This window comes from Salinivibrio kushneri (assembly GCF_005280275.1).
Taxonomy (GTDB): domain Bacteria; phylum Pseudomonadota; class Gammaproteobacteria; order Enterobacterales; family Vibrionaceae; genus Salinivibrio; species Salinivibrio kushneri.
This window is the reverse complement of the sequence record NZ_CP040021.1, coordinates 2,638,670-2,661,229: the sequence shown is the minus strand read 5'-3', so window position 1 is coordinate 2,661,229 and position 22,560 is coordinate 2,638,670. Positions and strand designations below refer to the sequence as shown.

The window sequence follows — 22,560 nt, the reverse complement described above, 5'->3', positions numbered from 1 at the left end:
TCGATTTTATGCCTAGCATAGACTCAAAGTGAGTTAATAGAAAATGGTTAAGGGAGAGCACCTTCGATCAAGGTACTCGGGTCGAGGATAAACTAAAATTCTCTCTGTTCAAGTCTATATCCTATACTTATTTTAATGAGGACTTTGCGACCTCTATTGCTGGTTGACCTTTGGTAGTTTTAATACCTTCAAGCCATGTATTTAAGGTTTTGGGATGTTTAGCTAGCCACGCTCTGGCAGCGGCTTCGGGTTTCTGTCCGTCGTCAAGTATCATTGTCATCACCTCGTTTTCCATGGTAAGTGTAAATTGGATATTATCTATGAAGCGGCCAGCGTTAGGGCATTCCTTTGTGAAGTTTTTCCTCGTATTGGTATGTACCGTGGCTCCGCCATAATTAGGGCCAAAATAATCATCTCCGCCATCAAGGTATGCCAGATCGAAGCGGGCATTCATCGGATGAGGCTCCCACCCTAGGAAAACGATCCAATCGCCTCGCTTCACGGCGCGACTGACCTGAGAAAGCATTCCCGCTTCAGAAGAGGATACGAGTTCGAAGTCCTTAAGCCCAAAAGCATTTTTATCGATCATAGATTGAATGAGGCGATTACCATCATTGCCAGGCTCAATACCGTAAATATTCTCTTCAAATTTATCAGCATACTCGGAGATGTCTTTGAAATTGGTCACTCCTGCATCGTAGACATATTGAGGCACTGATAATGTATATTTGGCACCATCAAGGTTTTTACCTAGCAAGTCTATAGAGTTCGCATCGCGGTAAGGCGCAATATCAGCCTCCATTGTTGGCATCCAGTTGCCAAGAAAAACGTCAACGTCTCCATTTGCTAATGACTTCAAAGTTACTGGAATGGTAAGTAGCTTACTCTCAGTTTTATAGCCGATGCTATCTAGAACTACTGAGGCCAATGCAGTCGTAGCAGTAATATCTGTCCAGCCTACATCAGCAAAACTAATGGTCTCACATCGTTCAGGCTGGGCTAGCGCGCCGTTACTTACCAACATACTCATAGCAATAATCGAACGTAATTTCATAATGCTTTCCTTTCCATGTGTATTATTAAAATAAAGAGGCGCAGGGCCTAATCCCTCAATGGGAAGTCAGCAATGGCTATCCATGTGTGATGGGATATCCTAACCCACACATACAGATTTTTTTGAGTGCACAATTTTATTGTGGCTCTTTTTCAATATCTTAAATTTGCTGACTTGTAACAATTTCGAACCCTATATGCTCTAGCGGTTGTTTGCAAGTTATTCACCGAGCTCTTCATCAATGACTATTAAAATGGTTGGTTGTCGGTGCGTGTTTCTAATGCTTTCGTATCGACTGCTTTCTATCGAGATATGGATAGTAGCTTTAAGTGAGGGTGACCATATTCAAGGTGGTAAAATTTGTCTATATGTCGTTTTTAGTCAATTGCTTTTTATGTGCCTTACCGAGTCTTATGATTTTAATCGACAATATTTTGCCCGTAATAACCATATATCTTTGGATTGAGTGTCGTTTTTAATCATGCTCTTTCGTGTGGCATCTTTATAATTCCCTTTTCTATTAAATAGTGAGAGGTAAAACATGTCACAGAGTCAAACCAGTTGGGATGAGCAGATCCCTGAGCAGGCACTTACACTTCCTTCACGCTATTTTTATGACCGAACTATCTTTGAAGCCGAGAGAGACCGCATTTTCATGGGGGCGTGGCACTTTGGCTGTCACGTTAATGAATTGTCCGAGCCAGGTGCATATGTTGTGCGCGACATATTTGATCAGAGTGTGATTCTGATGCGCGATAAGGCAGGGGATATTCATGGATTTCACAATGTTTGTCAGCATCGAGGAAATCGCCTACTCAATGAAACTCGAGGTGTGCAAAAAGGTTTAATTCGCTGTGCCTATCACTCGTGGTGCTATGGTCAAAACGGCGCGCTTAAAGGGGCTCCTCGTAGCCAGAATATTCCAACGTTCAATATTGACGAGCATCGGATTCCGCCCGTGCGTGTGCAAGAGTTTGCAGGCTCTGTCTTCTTCAATTTAGACAGTAATGCAATTGATATGGAGACGCTTTTTCCCGATGCGGAAGCCGCAATTCGTCAGTCAATTCCTAAGATGGATGAAATGAAGCTGGTCCAAGAGGATGATGTAATTATTCCAGCGAACTGGAAAGTCATCATGGATAACTCTATTGAAGGATACCATTTTCAGTTATCCGGCCCGCATCACGTTGACCTAGCCTCATTAATTGATTTCTCGGAATACAATTTAGTTCATAAGGATAACTGGTGGACGTATTCAGCTCCTGCTAACAGAGAAGCCAAATCAGCATATGGCGTGCCTGTTGATAGCGATATTGATGCAAGTGATTTCTTCAATATAGGTCTTTGGCCTCATAACACCTTTTATCAATTTCCTTACTCAAAGTGTATGGGCACGTTTATGATGATTCCTTTGGATGAGGAGCACACGATCTTACGCTTTGGTTATTATACACCATACGATGAACTCCCTGAGGTATCGCGTGCGGCAATTGACTGGATGAATAATGACCTTGGTCCAGAAGACATTGATCTTAATATTTCGGTTCAGAAAGGCCTTCACTCTCTGGGTTATGATCAGGGGCGCTATATGATTGATAGTGAGCGCAGTAATGAAAGTGAGCATTTAGTTTTACACTTTCATCGGCTCGTTTTCCGAGCTCTTCATGGCATTAATCAGTCACACCAGTAAAAAGGGACGAACGCGCTATGCGCAATGAGTTTGAATATGACTACATCATTGTCGGTGCAGGTTCGGCTGGCTGCGTTCTTGCTGACCGACTCACGGAAGATGGCAAAAATAAAGTTTTACTGTTGGAAGCGGGGCCACGTGATAAATCTTGGAAAATCGATATGCCAGCTGCTATGGGAGCTGCAATTGATTCTGATCGTTTTAATTGGCATTACTGGTCGGGACCAGAGCCTTGGCTTAACCAGCGGTCCGTTGCTACACCTAGAGGAAAAGCCTTAGGAGGCTCGTCGTCCATTAATGGTATGGTCTATATTAGGGGGCATGCGCTTGATTATGATACCTGGTCCGCTAGTGGATGTGATGGTTGGAGCTATCGAGAAGTCTTGCCTTATTTCATGCGCGCGGAATGTCATGAGTTAGGCGCAGATCATTACCACGGTGACCGTGGGCCCTTAAAAGTTAGCGCAGGACAACCACATGACCCTCTCTCTCAGGCTTTTCTCGCTGCTGGAGAGCAGGCGGGATATGTGTTGTCTGATGATGTCAACGGTTATTGTCAAGAAGGTTTCGGACGAGTCGACAAGACGACTTGGCAGGGGCGCCGCTGGAGTACTGCGAGAGGATACTTAAGACGTGCTAGCCAACGGAACAACTTGACCGTTATCACAGGTGCGCTTGCGGAGAGAGTATTAGTTTCAAAGGGACGTGCGGTTGGTATTCGTTACCAGCGAAGTGGCGAGTCCCACGAAATAATGGCCAAGCGTGAAGTGTTACTTTGTGGTGGTGCAATCAACACACCGCAACTGCTAATGTTGTCTGGTATTGGACCGAAAGAAGAGTTAGCACGTTGGTCAATTCCTGTTCAGTGCTCACTGGAAGGTGTTGGTCGCCGACTAAGTGATCATCCTGATACGGTTATCGCTTACCGATGCCCCAAGCCGGTATCCAATGCCCCTTGGACACGATTCCCTCTCAAAGCATGGACGGGTCTGCGCTGGTTCGCTCAAAAAACGGGTCTGGCAGCGAGCAATCAGTTCGAGGCTGGTGCTTTTATCCGCTCGCGAAAAGGGGTTCAGTACCCTGATATTCAACTTACATTTATGTCGCTGGCGGTTAAACCGGGAACCGTAGATACGTTAAAAGAACACGCCTTTCAAATACATATCGATCTCATGCGGCCAACAAGTCTGGGCCGAGTACGCTTAAATAGCAAGGATCCAGCAGACGCACCAGAGATTGTTTTTAACTATTTAAGTACTGAGCGTGATCGCGCAGATATGCGCTCGGCCGTCAGACTAGTGCGTGAATTAGTATCGCAGCCGGCATTTGATGTCTTTAGAGGAAAAGAGATATCACCTGGCGTCGAATATCAAAGTGATGATGAGTTAGATAATTGGGCACGCCAAACGACCGAAACCGGTTATCATGCGGCAGGTACTTGTAAAATGGGAGGGGCGGAAGATCACGAAGCGGTTGTTGATCCTAATCTTCGAGTTTATGGCGTTGAAGGCTTGCGTGTGATTGACGCTTCCATTATGCCAGTGATTGTAAGCGGGAATACGAATGCCCCCACGATCATGATTGCTGAAAAAGCGGCAGACCTAATTTTAGGCCGTCCTCCTTTACCTCTATCAGACGCACCTACTTGGGTTCACCCAGAATGGCAGAATAAACAGCGTTAGCTGTAAAGCCCATTTGCGTAAGCGTATATTTTTTAAACCAGGTTACAATGGTGAGTTGACATGTCTTTTACATTTCAGGAGTGGCAGGCTCGAGCTGCCGAAATTCGCGTTAATGGAAATGCTTGGATAGATGGCGTTCGTTGCCCTTCTAGCGATGGTACGACACTACCTACTATTAACCCAATGACAGAGCAACCATTAGCTCAGATTGCCGCGACCAGTACTCAAGATGTTGATCACGCGGTTGCTTCAGCGAGAAATGCTTTTGAAAGGCGGCTATGGTCTGGACTTGCTCCAAGTGAACGTCGCGTAATTATGAAAAATATTGCTCAAACAATCCGAGAACATCAACAAGAGCTGGCGCTATTAGATTGTTTGGAAGTAGGAAAATGTATTAGCGAAGCTTTAGAAGATGTCGAAGAGTCAGCGGTTTTGTTTGATTGGTATGGTGAGTTGCAAGATAAACACTACGATCAAGTCGCAGCTTCTCCTGATGGCGTGCAGGCGACCGTCTCTTACGAGCCATTAGGCGTTATTGGTGCTATCGTTCCTTGGAATTATCCTTTACATAATGCTTCGGTAAAACTCGCGCCAGCATTAGCGGGTGGGAATAGTGTGGTACTCAAGCCATCTGAGGAGTCTTCTTTGTCAGCATTGCGGCTAGCGGAGCTTTGTGAGGAGGCAGGATTACCCCGCGGAGTACTTCATGTTTTACCTGGATATGGTCACGTTACCGGCGAAGCATTAGGTCGTCATCCAGATATTGACGCTATCGGGTTTACTGGTTCAACAGAAATAGGAAAACGATTCCTAGTGTACGCTGGTGAGTCCAACATGAAACCCGTTTGGCTCGAATGTGGCGGTAAGAGTCCTCATATCGTTTTTGACGACTGCGCAGATCTTGATGCAGCAGCAGACGCGGTTATTTCAGGCGTTTTTACCAACGCGGGACAAGTATGCTCTGCGCATTCTCGACTTTTACTTCAAGACGGTATAGCCGAAGAGTTTCTCACCTTACTTCAAAAAAAAATTAAGCAATTGATCCCTGGTCATCCACTAAACCCTGACACAAATCTTGGACCTATCGTGAGCAGGTCGCAATTTGAACAATTCATAGACTATCTTAAGGTGGGAAAGCATGAGGCAAACTTGCTAGTCGGTGGTGATGTGGTCACTGTAGGTGAGGGCTCTCTTTTTGTCATGCCCACCATTTTTACTGAGGTAGAAGCGAAGCATCGAATCTTCCAAGAAGAGATATTTGGCCCGGTTTTGACAGTTACGCGCTTTCAAAAGGATATGGATTCAGTGGCTTTAGCGAATAATAGTTGCTACGGCCTCGCTGCCTCTCTATGGACGCAACGACTTAGCCGAGCTCACCGTCTTTGCGACTTAATTCAAGCAGGGACGATTACAGTCAACGGTGTTGATGCGGTTAGTCCACAAACGACCTTTGGAGGTATGAAACAGTCAGGGATTGGTAGAGACTATGGTCTAGCTGGTATGCACAAATATATGGCGTTGAAAACACGCTGGATTCATTATTAATGATTAAGGACAGCACAATGACATTGAATCAGGAGGGTACTTTAGGAACATTGCGTGAGCAGCTAGCATGTGTGTTTCGCTGGATGGCGCGTTTAGACTTGCATGAGGCAGCAGCGAACCACTGTAGTGTGATGACCAACTACCGAGAAAAAAAATTTTTGATAAATCCTGCCGGTAGGCATTTTTCCGAGATAAAAGCGAGTGATTTGCTCGAAGTTGCGGCAAACACGGAAGCTGAACCTGCTGATATAGATCCTACAGCGTGGGCGATACATGGTGCAATGCATCGGCAAAATAGAGATATAGGCTGCATTCTACATTGCCACAGTCTTTATGCTACTGCTTTATCTTGTCTTGATAACCCAGAGCTTCCTCCGATTGAGCAGAGTTCTATGCGTTTTTTTGAACGATTCAGCGTTGATCACAACTTTGAGGGGATGGGGCTGGGCGATGAAGCAGAACGTTTAGCTGCTATGGCTGATAATCGAAAACCGATCTTATTACTCGGTAATCACGGTGTCATTGCAATCGGCCCGGACGTGGCTACCGCTTTCGATAACCTCTACTATTTTGAGCGAGCCTGCCGTTATTATTTAGTGGCCCGTGCCAGTGGTTTGCCGTTATCTCCTGTTTCTAAAGAGGTGGCGCGACTTACAGCAGAGCAGTGGGATGACTATATAAAAATGGGCTCACCGCAGGCCCACCTTGCTGCTTTGATGCGAGTCCTTGATCGGGAAGAAAGCGATTACCGGAGCTAAATAACGGATGCCTCTAAAAAGCTCTACTCATCGTATTGGTATATTGCTGTTTCCTGAGTTTTCTTTTTCTGGTCTCGGCTGTCTTTTGGATCCGCTTTTTATTGTTAATTGGTTGGCGCAAGAAACGCGCTTCGAATGGAGCCTTTTAGGTATTGAGCCTACTGTTCCGGCCTCAAACGGTGTTCCCATTGCAGTTGAAACAGAGTGGCCCGCGCCGAGCGAGTTCGATACTGTATTTGTATTAGCCAGTTTTGAAACTAAGGCTTTTCGTAGCGATCGACAGATCAGTATGTGGTTGAGACATTGTGATACAGCGGGCGTTAGGCTTGTCGGTATAGAAATGGGCGTCGATGTTCTCGCCGCAGCAGGATTACTGGATGGACATAGAGCCGCAGTGCACTGGGATAATCTTGAGGCTTTTCAAGAGCTTTACCCAAAAATTGAACCAGTCAGCGAGCTATATAACCTATCAGGGGATCGCATGACCTGTGCTGGGGGAACGGCTGTAATAGACATGATGCTGGCCTGGCTGGTGACGAAAATTGAGGTAGCGTTGGTTGATACATTACGAGACCATCTACTTGAGCGGCGTCAGCGCCGTAGTGATGCGAAGCAGCTTTCCCATGCGCCAGAACATCACGTGGCTACTTCAGCTCAGATGCGGCGTCTAGTCAGAATGATGCACCAGACACTTGAGTCACCTTTAAATGCAAAAGCGCTGGCTGAGTTTGTTGGACTATCGGTTCGCCAGCTAGAGCGACGCTTCCGAAAAGAAGTTGGTCTCTCTCCAAAACAGTATTATCTAAAGCTTCGAATTAATCGGGCTCATCGTCTTCTACAGCAAACTGACTTGAGTGTTTCAGATGTAGCCGTGAGTAGCGGCTTTACCTCGCAGGAGCACTTTTCAAGAACTTATCGCCGATTCTTCGATTGTGCACCGAGTGAAGATAGGATTCAATCGCGCGATGCTCCTGTGTTTCCAGTCAGTCGAATGTGGGCCGAGAAAGGATCGTGTTGAGGCCTTACTATGGGATGCGAAGGTCAATATTTTTCAAGTAAGTGATGACTATTTCCATCCAGGGCTGATGACCGTACTAAATTTTTACATTGCTTCTTAGGAGCTAATAAAGTAAAGCCTGACGCTTGATTGAGGCCAGCTGCACCTTGGCACAGGCATAAAAAAACCCGGCCGTAGGGGAGCCGGGGTAAGATGCGAACATGTTGTCTTTCGTAGACCTATTGTCGTTATAGGTTGGTTGTAACATGTGGTTAAATGATCAGCAATCCTTTGCCGTCCCTAGGTGACAGTTTTATGATCCTGTTAACAAAGCTTGGCTGTTGTTGCTGTCGCACAGTGATACAATGAGCGCCACTATTCGCATACAGGTTTAACACAATGACCGAATTAAAAAACGATCGTTATTTACGCGCCCTCTACAAGCAACCAGTCGATTGCACGCCGGTATGGATGATGCGTCAAGCGGGTCGTTATCTGCCGGAGTATCGTGAACTGCGCGCGCAAGCGGGGGACTTTTTGTCATTGTGTAAAAACGCCGAGCTGGCTTGCGAAGTCACCATGCAGCCACTGCGTCGTTTCGATTTAGATGCGGCGATCTTGTTCTCAGACATCCTCACCATTCCTGATGCGATGGGGCTCGGGCTGTACTTTGAAACGGGCGAGGGCCCCAAGTTTTCCCGCCCCATCACCTGTAAAGCTGATGTGGATAAAATTGGCATACCCGATCCCGAAGGGGAGTTGCAGTATGTGATGAACGCTGTGCGTACCATCCGTCGCGAGTTAAATGGTGACGTGCCCTTGATTGGTTTTTCGGGAAGTCCGTGGACGCTGGCGACCTACATGGTGGAAGGGGGAACCTCAAAAGCCTTTACCAAAATCAAAAAGATGATGTATGCCGAGCCTCAAACGCTGCATGCCTTGCTCGATAAACTTGCCGATAGCGTGATCAGCTATTTGAATGCCCAAATTAAAGCCGGCGCTCAGTCGGTCATGGTGTTTGATACCTGGGGGGGCGTGCTCACGCCACGCGACTATAACGACTTTTCTTTGCAGTATATGCAGAAAATCGTGGATGGTCTTATTCGCGAAAACGACGGTCGTCGTGTTCCAGTGACGCTGTTTACCAAAAATGCCGGCATGTGGTTAGAGCGTATTGCGGCCACAGGGTGTGACGGTGTGGGGCTTGATTGGACCATTAACATCGCGGATGCCAAAGCGCGAATTGGCGACAAAGTGGCGCTGCAAGGCAATATGGATCCATCAATGCTCTATGCGAGCCCAGAACGCATTCGCCAAGAGGTTGCTACCATCCTAGAAGGGTTTGGCGAAAGCACGGGCCATGTGTTTAACCTTGGACATGGCATTCATTTGGATGTGCCGCCAGAAAACGCAGGTGCCTTCATTGATGCGGTGCATGAACTCTCGCGCCCTTACCACGATTAGTAAAACACGCTCGCCAGTTGGCGAGCGTTGTTCTTTTTAGCCTCAATCGTATAAAGCCTGTTGAACGTGATAGCGCATGGCGGGCACCACCTCCTCTTCAAACCACGGATTGCGACGTAACCACAAGGTGTTTCTGGGGGAAGGGTGAGGCAGCGCAAAGGTGTGAGGCGCCCACTTTTGCCAGTGCTTGACGGTCTCGGTCAATGTTTTTGGTTTATTGGCTAAATAGTACCGCTGTGCATATTGGCCAATCAGCAAGGTTACCGCAACGTGAGGAAGATGCGCTTTGATTGCCTGGTGCCAAACAGGCGCGCAGATACGTGCCGGCGGTAAATCGCCCGATTGACCTTTGCCGGGATAACAAAAACCCATGGGCATGATGGCAAATAAATCTGGCTGGTAAAACTGCTCGCGAGTGACCCCCAGCCATTCCCGCAAACGATCACCACTAGGGTCATTAAATGGCAGCCCACTCTCATGCACACGTTGTCCTGGTGCTTGGCCGATAATCAGTACTCGCGCGTTAGCACTGGCTTGGATAACAGGGCGAGGTCCATCGGGTAGCCAGTGTTGGCATAACCGACACGCTCGGGCCGCGGCTAAAGCCGTGTCTAAATCCTCGAAAAGCATCTAGTAACCTTTGTCAAAATCGACTGAGTGCATGAGCGGTTCGCCTGCATGCCAGCGGCGATAGTTATCGGCAAATAGCGCAAACACCTGCTCAGGAAAACTGACCGCCGCAATATGGGGAGTCACTCTCACGTTGGGGTGTGTCCAAAAGGGATGCTGCTTCGGCAGTGGCTCTTGTTGCATTACATCCAAGACCGCCAAGCCGAGTTTTTTGTTATCTAACGCGTGGAGCAGGGCGGCCTCATCCAAGGTGGCACCCCGTCCAACGTTGATGAATATGAGGTCTTGTGCCTGTCGCCAAAAATCCGCATTCAAACATTTATCCGTCTCAGGCGTGGCGGGCAAGGTACTGACCAGCACATCCACCTTGTCTAAGCGTTGCTCTAATGCTGGTAGTGTCAGAGTGTGATCAAAACTATCGACGGGCCGCCCATCTTGGTTGACGCCAAGTACGGTCATGCCAAAGGCGTGTGCGACGGTCGCGATATGCTGGCCAATCGCCCCGGTGCCTAAGAGGGCGAGCGTTTGTCTTCGCAACGACTGATAGGGCTGAGGCTGCCAGCAACGCTGTGCTTGCTGTTCGGCATACTGGCTTATATGCCGGCTTTCATTGAGCACAAACCCGAAGACATATTCGGCCATCAATGCGCCGAAAATACCTCGCACATTGGTGAGCTGATAGTCGCGGAAAGGGGCTTTAATCAGGGCATCGGTACCGGCAAAGGTCGACTGAAGCCAACGCAATGCCTTGGCGTTGGGTAATAGCGGGGCCGCAAGCGGCGGATCGGCCAACCAGACACTGGCCTCCTCTGCGGATGAGGTGATAGCGAGATCGGGAAGTTGAGCCGTTTCAAGCAACTGGTGATACGTCTCGACATGCTCGCTGATAACGTAGATTTTATCCACAAAGGCTCCTTTTTATGGTGAGGGGAATCAAGTACACTGGCCGCATTCCATGAGGACAACATACCTTCCCGTTATTAAAGACTCACTGACTATGTTACGAAACCCTTTACAACTGCGTTTGGAAAAATGTGAAAACTGGCAGCACATTAGTTTTATGGCTGCGCTGGTGGAACGTATGGTCCCTAACTATGCGCTCTACTGTGCCCAAACTGAATTTGCCGACCCGCAAGCGTTTCGCAATATTCTCGATGCGGTATGGGAATCGCAGACGGTTAAAAGTGCCAAAATTGACTTCGAACGGCAATTGGAAAAGCTAGAGCCATTAATTCCGGTCGCTGATGAGGATGCCATTTATCTGACTTATCCGGCGATTGATGCCTGCATCGCCTTGTCTCAGCTTCTTCACGCCTTATTGGATCGTGATGAAATACTCCCTATTACCCTGAAAGTCTCCCAGCAATCTATCCACAGCGTAGCGCAGCTAGAAGAAGCACAGACCGGTGAGGCGGTGACGGATGAGAATCAAAAGAGGTTTGAAGCGGTTTGTGAAGAGTGGGATGCCCAATGGGCGATTTTCCGTGTGCTAAAAAGTGCGGAAAGCCGTGATGTGGAGATGATCAAAAGCATCCGCCAAGAGCTGCGTGAGGCGGGCGTCAGTAACCTTGGATTAGGTGTCGAGTAAGCACGCGTCACCCGATAAAAAGGCGGCGCGCGCCGCCTTTTCTGATCATGACTCATCCGTATGTCGCTGGACCGGTGGTTCATCGTCATCTTGGCTTTCAATCATGTTGTGCTGCTTCTTCCAAGCATCCCAACGTTGATAAGCGAGCTGTTGCATATCAGTGACCGTGTCCGCCTCATCGATAATTTCTCGCCCGGTTAAGTACTCAAACACATCCTCCAAGGTGATAATACCTTGCACCGTGCCATATTCATCGACAATCATCGCCAACTGAGCGCGGCGGATCATTAAGATATCAAATGCTTGCAAAACACTGTTCCCGGGAAGGATCACCGCGAGGGGGCGCATAAGATTGCCTATCGGCGTTTGGCCAGCGCCTTGGGTTTTGGCTTCATAGATATTGGACTTGTGGACAAAGCCTAGAATATCGTCACGCTGCTCACCGTAAACCAGCGGGCGAGAGAACGGGCAGTCACCGTGCTCGTCAAGGAAGGTATTCACATCCATCTCGGCAGGAATGCGAAACAGGACCGGGCGCGGTGTCATCAGCTGTGTTGCGGGCAGGTCACGTAACTTCAGCATGTTATGAAGCATTTGTGTTTCGTCTTCCCCCATTTCCCCACTTTCTGATGCCAGCATTGCCATCGCTGAGATTTCATCACGTAGTTTGACATGGGTGGTATCCGCGCTGAGCCGCTTGGTGATCTGCTCAGACAGCCAAACGAATGGCGTCAGTGCCCACACCATCCACTTGAGTACCAGTGCCGCGCCAGGGGCTAATTGGGGCCAGAAGTTGGCGCCAATGGTTTTGGGAATGATTTCTGAGAGAAGCAGAATGGCAAGCGTCAATACGGCGGAGAATACGCCGACCCACGCGTCACCAAACACGTGAGCCGCTTGTGCCCCCGCGCCGGCTGCCCCCACAGTATGTGCAATGGTGTTGAGGGTCAGAATCGAGGCCAAGGGGCGATCAATATCCTTTTTAAGCGCATTGAGGCGCTCGGCCGCAGGGTGCCCTTGGTGGCGGAGATTCGCAATGTAGCTGGGTGTGATACTGAGCAGTACCGCCTCAAGTACGGAGCAAATGAAGGAGACGCCAATCGAAAGCGAGATAAAAAGAACCAGAATGAGCATAGATTTCCGGAGTTAAAAGCCAATCAACACCCTAAAGATCAGGCCATTGGCGGGCTTTTACAACCATTCAACTGAGAAAAAACGCAACAAATTGTGAGATCGCGCTCAGTTTGTGGTTAAAGAGCCTCCATACAGCCACACTCATCGCCACAAACCTTTGCCAGCCGGGCTTCTTTTGAATTAGAGTGACTTCGTCTCTAAAAAACCTAGAAGGGAAGACATAATGAACAAGACCCAACTGATCGACCTGATCGCAGAAAAAGCGGACCTTTCAAAAGCACAAGCGAAAACAGCTTTGGAAGCGACTTTGGGCGGTATAGAAGGCGCCTTGAAAGAAGGCGAGCAGGTACAACTGATTGGCTTCGGTACGTTTAAGCTTAACCACCGTGCAGCACGCACCGGTCGTAACCCACAAACGGGTCAAGAAATTCAAATCGCTGCTGCAAACGTCCCTGCGTTTGTCGCAGGTAAAGCGTTAAAAGACGCTGTTAAGTAAGCACGCATGCTGATGTCGCCATAGCCTCCCGCTATGGCGTTTTTGTCTCTGAGCCCGCCATGCGCTTTCACCTCTGTATACTTGCCTTAGTGATGGCACTGACAGGCTGTTCTAGTGGTAAGCCGCCAAAGCCCGTCACTCATACCACCGCATTCGCCGCGGGCGATTATCGCGCCGTTTATTGGCTAGATAGCCAACAGGGGCAGGTTATCGGCTTAGCGGAGAGAGCGTGGCAAGGCGATTACGGCCAGTACCGCAGCGAATATGCTTGGCGAGCGGGTAGTCTGCGTGCGTTAAAGCGTGAAGGAAAAAAGCGGGTCGATAACCGCTTGGTGCCCTTTTCGATGCACGTACGGTTTGACGCCAATGGTGAGCCGGTGTTCCAGCGCTATCATCAAGGTGATGCGCTGTTGCCTTTAGACAGTGCGACGTTATCCCGCTTGTATCAAGAAGCGAATCACATTGAGCGCCAAGCACAGGCGCAACTAGCCAACAATGTCTCGGTGCTGCAAGCGCAGCGACAAGGTGAACATTGGGTTGATTGCGACGGCGAGCGTCAGCGTTGGGCATTGCCCGAGACGATGACACCGTCTTTGGTGCAACGTATTAACCAGCCTGGCACCTTTGTGATTGCGGGAGGCAGCCCTAGTATCGGTCGCGACCAGATAGACTTTTTGGTGCATGTCGAGGGGGAAAAGCGTTGTTTACAGCGCCCTCGCTTATTGGATGAATAAAAAATGCGCCAATAGGGCGCATTTTTTAAATCATGTTGCGACAATTATGCCGTTTGCTCGCGGGAAACGGCGCGGTGGGCGATGTCATTGCGGTAGAAGCAACCTGGCCAATGAATCAAGGCCGCGAGCGCGTCAGCCCCTTGTTTTGCCGTAGTAACATTCTCACCTAATGCGGTCGCACAGAGCACACGTCCGCCAGCGGTCACGATATCACCGTCTTTCAGCGCGGTACCGGCATGAAACACTTTGGCCGTCTCACTATCGGTGGGTAAACCCGTGATGCGATCGCCTTTTCGATACTCACCTGGATAGCCGCCAGCGGCTAAGACCACACCCACGGCTGCACGCGGATCCCAGTGAGACTCGACCTTATCAAGACGCCCTTCGCTACCTGCCAAGCAAAGCGCAACCAAGTCTGATTGCAAGCGCATCATAATCGGCTGGGTTTCCGGATCGCCAAAGCGACAGTTAAACTCAATCACTTTTGGCGTGCCATCGGCGGTAATCATAAGTCCTGCGTACAAAAAGCCGGTGTAGGGGGTGCCATCTGCATGCATTCCCTCTACGGTGGGCATAATCACCTCGTCCATCACGCGTTGGTGAATCGCATCGGTGACCACAGGAGCAGGCGAGTATGCGCCCATCCCGCCGGTATTGAGGCCAGTATCGCCCTCTCCAACCCGTTTGTGGTCTTGGCTGGTGGCCATGGGGAGCACATGCTCACCATCGACCATGACGATAAAGCTTGCTTCTTCACCTTGCAGGAATTCCTCGATGACCACGCGGTGGCCGGCTTCACCAAACGCATTGCCTGAGAGCATATCGCGCACCGCCTCGGTGGCTTCTTGCTCGGTCATCGCCACAATGACCCCTTTCCCGGCGGCCAAGCCATCGGCTTTGACCACAATGGGCGCACCTTTTTCCGCGATGTAGGCTAGCGCGGGCTCAACCGTCGAAAAGGTTCGGTAGGCGGCAGTGGGAATGCCGTGACGCGCCAAAAAGTCTTTGCTGAAGGCTTTGGAGCCTTCAAGTTGCGCCGCTGCTTGGGTGGGGCCAAAAATGGCCAAGCCGTGTTCACGGAAGGCATCGACCACGCCCAACACCAAGGGCGCTTCAGGGCCGACGATGGTTAAATCAATCTGTTGCTCGCGGGCAAAGGCCAGCAACCCCTCGACGTCATCAGCGGCGATGGCAATATTGCTGACTTTTTTCTCATGGGCGGTGCCGGCATTACCCGGTGCGCAGTAAACGGTGTCGACGTTCGATGACTGCGCGGCTTTCCACGCTAGGGCATGTTCGCGGCCACCGCCACCAATCACTAAAACCTTCATGTTTTCTCCTTCATCACCCACTTAGTGGCGGAAATGGCGCATACCGGTAAAGACCATCGCCATGCCATGCTCATTGGCGGCGGCAATCACTTCTTCATCACGCATCGAGCCACCCGGCTGGATCACGCAGGTGATCCCGGCTTTTGCCGCAGCATCAATGCCGTCACGGAAAGGGAAGAAGGCATCAGAAGCCATCACGCTACCGGCCACTTCGAGCTGCTCATCGGCCGCTTTGATGCCGGCTATTTTTGCCGAGTAGACGCGGCTCATTTGACCGGCGCCCACGCCGATGGTCATGCTGTCTTTGGCATACACAATCGCGTTTGATTTCACGTATTTTGCCACTTTCCAGCAAAATAGCGCATCGCTTAGCTCTTTGTCTGTGGGCTGACGCTCAGTGACAATACGCAAATCGTCTAAACCGACCATACCTTGGTCGCGGGCTTGGACTAACAAGCCGCCATTGACGCGCTTGCTATCCCACCCTGTGGTGCGCGCTTGCCATTGGGCACACTCGAGAAGACGGACGTTTTTCTTTGCCGCAACCACCGCTTTGGCGGCCTCACTGACGCGAGGTGCGATGATCACTTCAACAAATTGACGTTCAACAATGGCGTGTGCCGTGTCGCCGTCCAGCTCACGGTTAAAGGCAATAATGCCGCCAAATGCTGAGGTCGGATCGGTTTGATACGCACGCTGATAGGCACTGAGTAAGTCTTCGCCAATGGCAACGCCACAGGGGTTGGCGTGTTTTACAATCACGCAGGCAGGCTGTTCAAACTCTTTCACGCACTCCAGTGCCGCATCGGTGTCAGCGATATTGTTATAAGACAGCGCCTTGCCCTGTAGCTGGGTCGCCGTCGCCACCGAGGCCTCTTGCGGTTGGGCTTCAGTATAAAACGCGCCTGCCTGATGGCTGTTCTCGCCATAGCGCATGTCTTGCTTTTTGACCCAGTGTTGCGTCAGGGTACGTGGGAATGGCGAGTCTTGGCTGTCTTCGGCGTGATGGTAGGTAGGGACTTGGGTGCCAAAGTAATTTGCAATCATGGCATCGTAGGCCGCGGTGTGCTCAAACGCGGCAATCGCTAAATCAAAGCGCGTGGCATGTGTCAAAGACTGCTGGTGCTGATCCATCTCGGTGAGCACGCGATCATAGTCTTGGCTGTTCACCACAATGGTGACGTCGGCATGGTTTTTCGCCGCTGAGCGCACCATGGTCGGACCGCCGATATCGATATTTTCGATGGCTTGCTCGCGTGTGCAATCTGGGTTGGCAACGGTTTGTGCGAACGGGTAGAGATTCACTACCACCATATCAATCGGTGCGATCTGATGCTGTTCCATCACTGCATCGTCTTGCCCGCGTCGGCCCAAAATGCCGCCGTGAATTTTCGGGTGGAGGGTTTTCACGCGGCCATCCATCATTTCTGGGAAGCCGGTATGCTCGGAGACTTCGGTGACCGCAAGGCCGTTTTCTGCGAGTAAACGGGCCGTGCCGCCGGTCGATAGCAGTTCGACACCGCGTTGGGCGAGTGCTTGGGCAAACTCGACCACACCGGTTTTATCAGACACGCTCAGTAACGCGCGACGAATAGGACGCAGATTTTCCATGGCTTAGTTCTCTTCACTGACAGATTGAATGCTTATCAAAGCTCACTATGTATAACAACAGGGGTGAGCTTTATTAAACCAGCAAGCGCCAAAACGGCGCCATTCTATCTGATTTTGTCTACGCAATCGATTGCTATTTGCTGATGGCGACATTTTTATTGTTTTTACACCTCAGTGCTTTCTGGCTCTCATGCAACGCTGGTCATAAGGGCCCGCCTTTGCTACAAAAAGAGAGTTCATCCAACATGAAAAGGAGCGGTGATGACCAAGTTGCTGCAAATAGGTGAGCTAGCCAAGCACTGTGGTGTCTCCACCGATACACTGCGTTTTTATGAAAAATCAGGCTTGCTGGCGCCGAGTGCGCGCACCGAAGGTGGATACCGGCTTTATGCCGATGAGGACATTAGCCAAGTGATGTTCATTTTGCGCGGCAAAGAGATGGGGTTATCGCTTGATGAAATTCACGAGTTGTCCGACATTCGCGAAGAAGCGACCTTACACACTTGTGCAGAAGTGAAGGGGATCACCCAGCGACGCCTGAATGAGGTCTCAGAGAAGATAGCGGCGCTTGAGCGGGTCAAGCATGCACTGACACGTTTAAATGCCGCCTGCTGCGGTATGGACGACGATGACGCGACCCATTGCTCGATATTAGAAACCCTGGCGGACAGCGAAGACTCCAATTCATGTTGCTAGGGTGGGGCGCTTTGTGCGCTCATAGATAACTAAAACGGGCTAACCGATTGACGGCTAGCCCGTTTTATCATAACCAAACGAATGATTGATTAGCTCGTGCCATATTGTCAGGTTTCTTGTGTTTGTTTGGCTTTTACCTTAGTCCTCTTGGACTAATGAGGTATAGCCTTGTCTTGGATGATTTTTGTACTGAGGGAAGGCCAGACCAAGCTGCTCATTGTCTACCATAGCCTTAAGGTACTGCTGCCGTATTGATTGTTGGTCTCTATCTAAAATGACAGCTAAGGCAGCGGCGGAAACGTAGTGCCCCTGGCATACATTGGCGATAGCAGAGGTCATCTGTTCTTTTCTGAGACGCTTTTTCTTTCTAGGTGCTTGAGCAAAAGCCATTAGCTCTTCTCTGAGGCTACTGCTCAATTCTTCCACTCTGTCTATAAATGGTAAGTCAAAATGCTCTAGAGCGATGAGACGGCCGTGGTTATCTCTATTTGATGGGGGGGCACTATGTTTGGAGCTCTCTTCGTTATATGTGGAGTTAAAACCGTTATGTGTGGAGCTAGGCTTGCTATATGTGGAGGTTTCGAGAGAGCTTGCAATATTTCTAGTACTAATAGAGGCAAATACTTCGTCTGGAGTAGGTAGCGTTACGCCGGGCAATGTGTAGGTCTTTTGTTTCTGCTCCCCATTTGAAACAAGAAACCCTTTAGCTTCTAAACGAGGTAAAGCGAGTGTCACTTCCCTTGAGTGACGAGTTGTAAGCTGACAAGCACGTTCATGATTGATCCACCCTTCCACCGCTGCGGTTGTCACAATGAGTTGTTCAAAGTCATCCAATCTGTTAAAGCTCTCACCAAATTGTTGGTGTAGAAGCTTACGAATGTCATTTGGGATTAAACTCGCTGTAGATAGCTCTAATAATGTTTGAGCCGGCGGCATTTTCTCCCAGAGCTTTGGAGTGCGCCAGTTTACGGATTTCCACCCACTAAAGATTTTTGGCATACCAGAACCCGCTCGTTCGCCTAAGCCTATCAGAAGAAACATCTGATGTAGCAGACGGTTGCGACAATCACTGGTTCCCCCTGCAATTACCTCTTCCAGAGGTATTCGCATTAGACCGGGATTTCGAAAACCGAACATATCCGGCCGTTTGACGACTAAAATAGAAACGCGCTCAGTAAAGTCTGCATGGACGATACAATTGACTAGTGCTTCACGAAGTGCAGTGTGAACAGGCGTATCAGCTTTGCGTTGTCCTTGTTCTAGCGTGAATGGTACTTTTAGTTCGGCTGTAAGCTTTTGGTAGACTTTGCGATAGAAATCAAAAAGGTTGCCTGACCAAGTGCCATCAGGGCAGACACGATCAATCCATCGTAGTTCAGTCTTGGCTTCGGGTCGTTCTTGATAATCGACAAAGTAATTAGGCGCTGCTGCGGTAATAGCTTCCCAATTACCGAACATGAGTATGCCTGCTATGGTGATCCCTTGCTTGCCTGTTTCACGGTCTTTTCGCCATCCACCTATCTTTTTGAATAATTCGAAGAGTTCATATTCAAGGTATGGATGCTGGGGACTATGTGCTGCGAGCAGGTTGCGGTAGGTCTTCAAGCTATCAATGCTGATATCATCAGCAAAACTGTAATGATCCGAAAGAACTTCATTGTCGCGACTGTCATAGAGCTGTTCAGCGAGCATGCGCTTGACTGTTTCATCGTCACAGCGACGATCTCCCTCGTGTATACGTAAGTAAGTATTTCCGAAAGGCGTTTTCTTCAGATGAACAGGCTTTTGCTTGCGAGATGCAGGTGGAACGTGAACAGCCAGTACAGGCTTATCCTGTAGCATTACATGTTGTACATCCTGATTGGATATTACATTGCTACTGACCTTGTCGCGATCATTGAGTTGATTGAAAAGGTCTGTTTTCAATTTTTCGGGTTCGCTGACGCCAACAGGAGTGAACTCACCATGTTTTTCTAGAACACCGAGTATAACCCACCCGCCACGGCCGTTGGCCATGGCCGAGTAGGATGACCAGAAGTCTTTGGGCAATGCTCCTTTACCGTCTTTACCGCCAGCCAGTTTGAACTCGACTTGGTCAGACTCAACCAGGGTTTTAAGGTCTAGGATATCCTCGATAGCTATGTTCATTTGCTCGCCGCTGCGTATGGTGGTGTCTGTTCAGCTTGATAAGACTTAATATGATACTGTTTTTTAAAGGCTCGATCTGCTGGTGAAGCAGCAGATTGTATGATCTCTGTCGTTATGACCAACTGAAATAGCTTGCGTGCCACAAGTGATGTTCTTCAAATCAACGATCTAGATTATTCTTTATGAGAGGCTGACAGCGGTCCGAAAAACTTCTGGGAGACAAAGCTAAGCGCAGAGACATGAAACGCCAGCTGAGGTGCATGGAGTTATCTTAAATGGTCAACTTCAGTCTGAGTGTCATGCTTGTGCCTGAATCGCCACTGATTTGTTAGGCTGCTTTTAGTTATCTAAACTCGCTAAAAGAGGTGTCTATGAGCATAAACGTGATCCCAAACCATTAAAAGCCGAAGCAGTAAAACAGTTATTGTAGCCGGTCAGGGTTAATTGGTTGATATGCAAAGCCTTAAGCCTTTATCGAATGGACATGTTAGGGGAACAGATAACAAAAAAGCCGTGTCCCCAAGAAGGTGGCACGGCTTTATTATCAAGGATTTATTCCTCGGCAATCAGTTCATGCCGTATTTTTTCAGTTTCTTACGCAATGTACCGCGGTTGATGCCCATCATGGTGGCTGCGCGGGTTTGGTTGCCGCGCGTGTATTGCATGATGGTATCCAGCAGTGGCTGCTCAACTTCTGCGAGGACAAGCTCATACAGATCGTTGACTTCCTGGCCATTCAATTGCGCGAGGTAGTTCTTCAAGGACGCTTTTACAGAGTCACGAAGTGGCTTTTGCGTAATTTGATCTTGTGAAGTTACAGTCGTTACTGTCAATGTTTCGGAAGTCAGGTTTTGTTCGAACATATTCTGTCAGCTCTTCTCGTATTTATGCAACGTTGTCGAAGTAGCCTTGCAGCGCATCGATCTGCTGTGGTGCATCTTCGATTGCGTTGAAGGTGCGGCGAAAGTCGCCAATTTGGTCATGCTCTTTTAGGTACCAGCCCACGTGTTTACGGGCAATACGTAACCCTTTGAGCTCCCCATAAAACTGATGAAGCTCTTGAACATGACCCAACAAAATCGTCCTAACCTCTTCTAACGAAGGGGCAGGCAAGTGCTCACCTGTGGTGAGATAGTGGTGGATTTCGCGAAAAATCCACGGGCGTCCCTGAGCAGGGCGACCAATCATTACCGCATCCGCACCCGTGTAGTCGAGGACATACTGAGCTTTTTCTGGTGAGTCAATGTCGCCATTGGCAATCACCGGAATGGATACCGCTGCCTTGGCAGCCTTAATGCTGTCGTATTCTGCTTCACCTTTGTACATACAGGCACGCGTGCGGCCATGCAGTGCAAGGGCTTGGATGCCACAATCTTCCGCCATCCGGGCGATCTCAACACAATTCTTATTGTCCGGATCCCAGCCTGTGCGCGTTTTGAGTGTCACGGGAACATCCACCGCGTTTACCGTGGCTTTGAGGATTTGTTCAATGAGATCAGGCCGCGTTAGCAAGGCAGAGCCTGCTAACTTTTTGTTGACCTTTTTCATTGGACAACCCATGTTGATGTCAATAATTTGCGCCCCGTTCTCCACACAAAACTGCGCCGCGTCAGCCATAAGCTCGGGTTCAGCCCCCGCGATTTGCACTGAACGCAGACCGGATTCGTCAATATGAACCATGCGCTTTTGCGACTTGCTCGTTCGCCACAACGCCGGATTCGACGACATCATTTCACTGATCGCCATGCCCGCACCATATGCAAGGCATAACTCACGAAATGGTCTATCTGTCACGCCGGCCATTGGGGCCACGATCAAGGGGACATCCAGGGTGTAGGGTCCGATACGCAAAAGCTCTAAATCCTCTTCAGCCGCTCTGAGTCAGCAAGGGCGCGCATTTTACGCATTTTTTCAGTATCTGAAAAGGACAATATTTGAGCATTGATGGCTTGATTTTTACAGTTCTTTTTGTATCGATGGCGTTTCGCTGATTAATCAAGCAGTTCGGTATGCTCATTAAATAAGCCTGATGCACTGGCGTGGCGAGTGTGTCAGGCTTTATGGGTGCCAATGAGCTGTTTAAGCAGGTAAATTCCCGCTTATGCGGCACCACTCTTCGCGCTCGACAATCGGGTCGATAGTGAGACTGTCACGGTAATGGTTCGCCACATCATCCGCTTGAGTTTCTAGCACGCCAGACATCGCTAGCTGACCGCCGGGTTTGATCAGGCCTTTGATGACACTCGATAATTCACGCAACGGTCCGGCAAGAATGTTAGCAACCACCACATCGGCTTTGAGATCGGCCGGTTGGTCCTTAGGAAGATAGAGGTGAAGTTGGTCGGCGACACCATTGCGCTCGGCGTTGTCTTTTGATGCCAACAGCGCTTGTGGGTCAATATCAATACCAATCACACGCTCGGCACCCAGTTTAATCGCCGCAATCGCGAGAATGCCGGATCCACAGCCAAAATCGACCACGGTTTTGCCACTTAGATCTAGGCTATCAAGCCATTCCAAGCACAGTGCGGTAGTTGGGTGTGAGCCGGTGCCAAAGGCGAGGCCCGGGTCGAGCATCACGTTCACAGCTTTATCATCAGGCACTTCACACCAGGTTGGACAGATCCAAAGTCGCTGGCCACATTGAATGGGCTTAAAGTTATCCATCCATGCGCGCGTCCAGTCTTTGTCTTCCAGTTGCTCTACTTTATGGGCAAAGTCATCAGCGAGCAGTGGGCTGGTGCTGATCATGGCCAATACATCACTCATGTCAGTGTGCGCATCATACAAGGCCATGATATCTGTCTCGCCCCATAAGCGGGTTTCACCGGGTAAGGGCTCAAAAACCGGTGTGTCTTTAGCGTCTAAGAAGGTGACAGACAGCGCGCCGGTTTCTTCCATTAGCAGGTCGCCAATCGCTTCGGCGTTATCAGACGTCGCATTCAATTTGAGTTGGATCCAAGGCATGGTGAGTCTCGTGTCGGAAAAGGAATACGGCGATT

The 22,560-nt window shown here is 49.4% G+C and carries 20 protein-coding genes; 10 read left to right on the top strand and 10 right to left on the bottom strand.

All coding sequences use genetic code 11. The features are described 5' to 3' along the window. Window positions 1-127: 127 nt before the first annotated feature. On the bottom strand, window positions 128-1,054 hold the full coding sequence (locus FCN78_RS12240) for a choline ABC transporter substrate-binding protein (RefSeq protein WP_069361553.1): 927 nt from the start codon (window positions 1,052-1,054) through the stop codon (window positions 128-130). Window positions 1,055-1,595: 541 nt separating this feature from the next. Here FCN78_RS12240 and FCN78_RS12235 point away from each other — a divergent pair. The 6 genes from FCN78_RS12235 (at window position 1,596) to hemE (ending at window position 9,190) form a co-directional block, all read left to right on the top strand. Beyond that, on the top strand, window positions 1,596-2,744 hold the full coding sequence (locus tag FCN78_RS12235; RefSeq protein WP_069361552.1) for an aromatic ring-hydroxylating oxygenase subunit alpha: 1,149 nt from the start codon (window positions 1,596-1,598) through the stop codon (window positions 2,742-2,744). A gap of 17 nt (window positions 2,745-2,761) precedes the next feature. Further along, window positions 2,762-4,426 (top strand): choline dehydrogenase, encoded by a 1,665-nt coding sequence (locus FCN78_RS12230; protein ID WP_077459465.1) that lies wholly within the window; start codon window positions 2,762-2,764, stop codon window positions 4,424-4,426. Between the two features lie 60 nt (window positions 4,427-4,486). Then, window positions 4,487-5,971 carry an aldehyde dehydrogenase family protein gene (locus FCN78_RS12225; protein WP_077659671.1) on the top strand — a complete coding sequence of 495 codons (1,485 nt, stop codon included), beginning with the start codon at window positions 4,487-4,489 and terminating at the stop codon, window positions 5,969-5,971. 17 nt (window positions 5,972-5,988) lie between these two features. Next, the gene (locus tag FCN78_RS12220) at window positions 5,989-6,729 is read left to right on the top strand and encodes a class II aldolase/adducin family protein (protein WP_077659670.1); all 741 of its coding nucleotides are present in this window, start codon (window positions 5,989-5,991) and stop codon (window positions 6,727-6,729) included. 7 nt (window positions 6,730-6,736) lie between these two features. Next, window positions 6,737-7,747, top strand: coding sequence for a GlxA family transcriptional regulator (locus FCN78_RS12215; RefSeq protein WP_077659669.1), 1,011 nt, complete (start codon window positions 6,737-6,739; stop codon window positions 7,745-7,747). Between the two features lie 378 nt (window positions 7,748-8,125). After that, a complete protein-coding gene (gene hemE / locus FCN78_RS12210; RefSeq protein WP_077659668.1) occupies window positions 8,126-9,190 on the top strand; it encodes a uroporphyrinogen decarboxylase in 1,065 nt (354 codons plus the stop codon). A gap of 42 nt (window positions 9,191-9,232) precedes the next feature. Here the strand turns inward: hemE and FCN78_RS12205 are convergent, their stop codons facing one another. Together FCN78_RS12205 and FCN78_RS12200 are read right to left on the bottom strand one after the other, a co-directional pair. Next, complete coding sequence (locus FCN78_RS12205; protein ID WP_069361546.1) at window positions 9,233-9,820, bottom strand: uracil-DNA glycosylase family protein; 588 nt, start codon at window positions 9,818-9,820, stop codon at window positions 9,233-9,235. Next, the gene (locus FCN78_RS12200) at window positions 9,821-10,726 is read right to left on the bottom strand and encodes a D-2-hydroxyacid dehydrogenase (protein WP_077659667.1); all 906 of its coding nucleotides are present in this window, start codon (window positions 10,724-10,726) and stop codon (window positions 9,821-9,823) included. 91 nt (window positions 10,727-10,817) lie between these two features. Here FCN78_RS12200 and FCN78_RS12195 point away from each other — a divergent pair, with 91 nt between their 5' ends. Continuing rightward, entirely contained in the window at window positions 10,818-11,408 is a 591-nt protein-coding gene (locus FCN78_RS12195; RefSeq protein ID WP_077659666.1) for a YjaG family protein, read from the top strand. Between the two features lie 45 nt (window positions 11,409-11,453). Here FCN78_RS12195 and FCN78_RS12190 read toward each other — a convergent pair whose 3' ends face one another. Then, window positions 11,454-12,542 (bottom strand): CNNM domain-containing protein, encoded by a 1,089-nt coding sequence (locus FCN78_RS12190; protein WP_077486498.1) that lies wholly within the window; start codon window positions 12,540-12,542, stop codon window positions 11,454-11,456. A gap of 223 nt (window positions 12,543-12,765) precedes the next feature. Between FCN78_RS12190 and hupA the strand changes: the two genes are divergently transcribed. Continuing rightward, complete coding sequence (gene hupA / locus FCN78_RS12185) at window positions 12,766-13,038, top strand: nucleoid-associated protein HU-alpha (RefSeq protein WP_046074522.1); 273 nt, start codon at window positions 12,766-12,768, stop codon at window positions 13,036-13,038. Window positions 13,039-13,097: 59 nt separating this feature from the next. Next, window positions 13,098-13,772: a DUF1481 domain-containing protein gene (locus FCN78_RS12180; RefSeq protein WP_077659665.1), complete on the top strand. Its 675-nt coding sequence runs from the start codon at window positions 13,098-13,100 to the stop codon at window positions 13,770-13,772. A gap of 44 nt (window positions 13,773-13,816) precedes the next feature. Here the strand turns inward: FCN78_RS12180 and purD are convergent, their stop codons facing one another. Both purD and purH read right to left on the bottom strand, forming a co-directional pair. Then, window positions 13,817-15,103 (bottom strand): phosphoribosylamine--glycine ligase, encoded by a 1,287-nt coding sequence (gene purD / locus FCN78_RS12175; protein WP_077659664.1) that lies wholly within the window; start codon window positions 15,101-15,103, stop codon window positions 13,817-13,819. A 21-nt stretch (window positions 15,104-15,124) separates the two neighbouring features. Continuing rightward, window positions 15,125-16,714: a bifunctional phosphoribosylaminoimidazolecarboxamide formyltransferase/IMP cyclohydrolase gene (gene purH / locus FCN78_RS12170; protein WP_077659663.1), complete on the bottom strand. Its 1,590-nt coding sequence runs from the start codon at window positions 16,712-16,714 to the stop codon at window positions 15,125-15,127. A 261-nt stretch (window positions 16,715-16,975) separates the two neighbouring features. Between purH and zntR the strand changes: the two genes are divergently transcribed. Then, window positions 16,976-17,410 (top strand): Zn(2+)-responsive transcriptional regulator, encoded by a 435-nt coding sequence (zntR, locus tag FCN78_RS12165; RefSeq protein WP_077459473.1) that lies wholly within the window; start codon window positions 16,976-16,978, stop codon window positions 17,408-17,410. A gap of 138 nt (window positions 17,411-17,548) precedes the next feature. Here the strand turns inward: zntR and FCN78_RS12160 are convergent, their stop codons facing one another. The 4 genes from FCN78_RS12160 to prmA form a co-directional block, all read right to left on the bottom strand. Further along, the gene (locus FCN78_RS12160; protein WP_077651204.1) at window positions 17,549-19,558 is read right to left on the bottom strand and encodes an RNA-binding domain-containing protein; all 2,010 of its coding nucleotides are present in this window, start codon (window positions 19,556-19,558) and stop codon (window positions 17,549-17,551) included. 566 nt (window positions 19,559-20,124) lie between these two features. Beyond that, on the bottom strand, window positions 20,125-20,421 hold the full coding sequence (gene fis / locus FCN78_RS12155) for a DNA-binding transcriptional regulator Fis (protein WP_021024113.1): 297 nt from the start codon (window positions 20,419-20,421) through the stop codon (window positions 20,125-20,127). Window positions 20,422-20,443: 22 nt separating this feature from the next. Then, entirely contained in the window at window positions 20,444-21,409 is a 966-nt protein-coding gene (dusB, locus tag FCN78_RS12150; RefSeq protein ID WP_077459474.1) for a tRNA dihydrouridine synthase DusB, read from the bottom strand. Between the two features lie 228 nt (window positions 21,410-21,637). Continuing rightward, window positions 21,638-22,525, bottom strand: coding sequence for a 50S ribosomal protein L11 methyltransferase (gene prmA, locus FCN78_RS12145; protein WP_077651213.1), 888 nt, complete (start codon window positions 22,523-22,525; stop codon window positions 21,638-21,640). Window positions 22,526-22,560 lie beyond the last annotated feature (35 nt).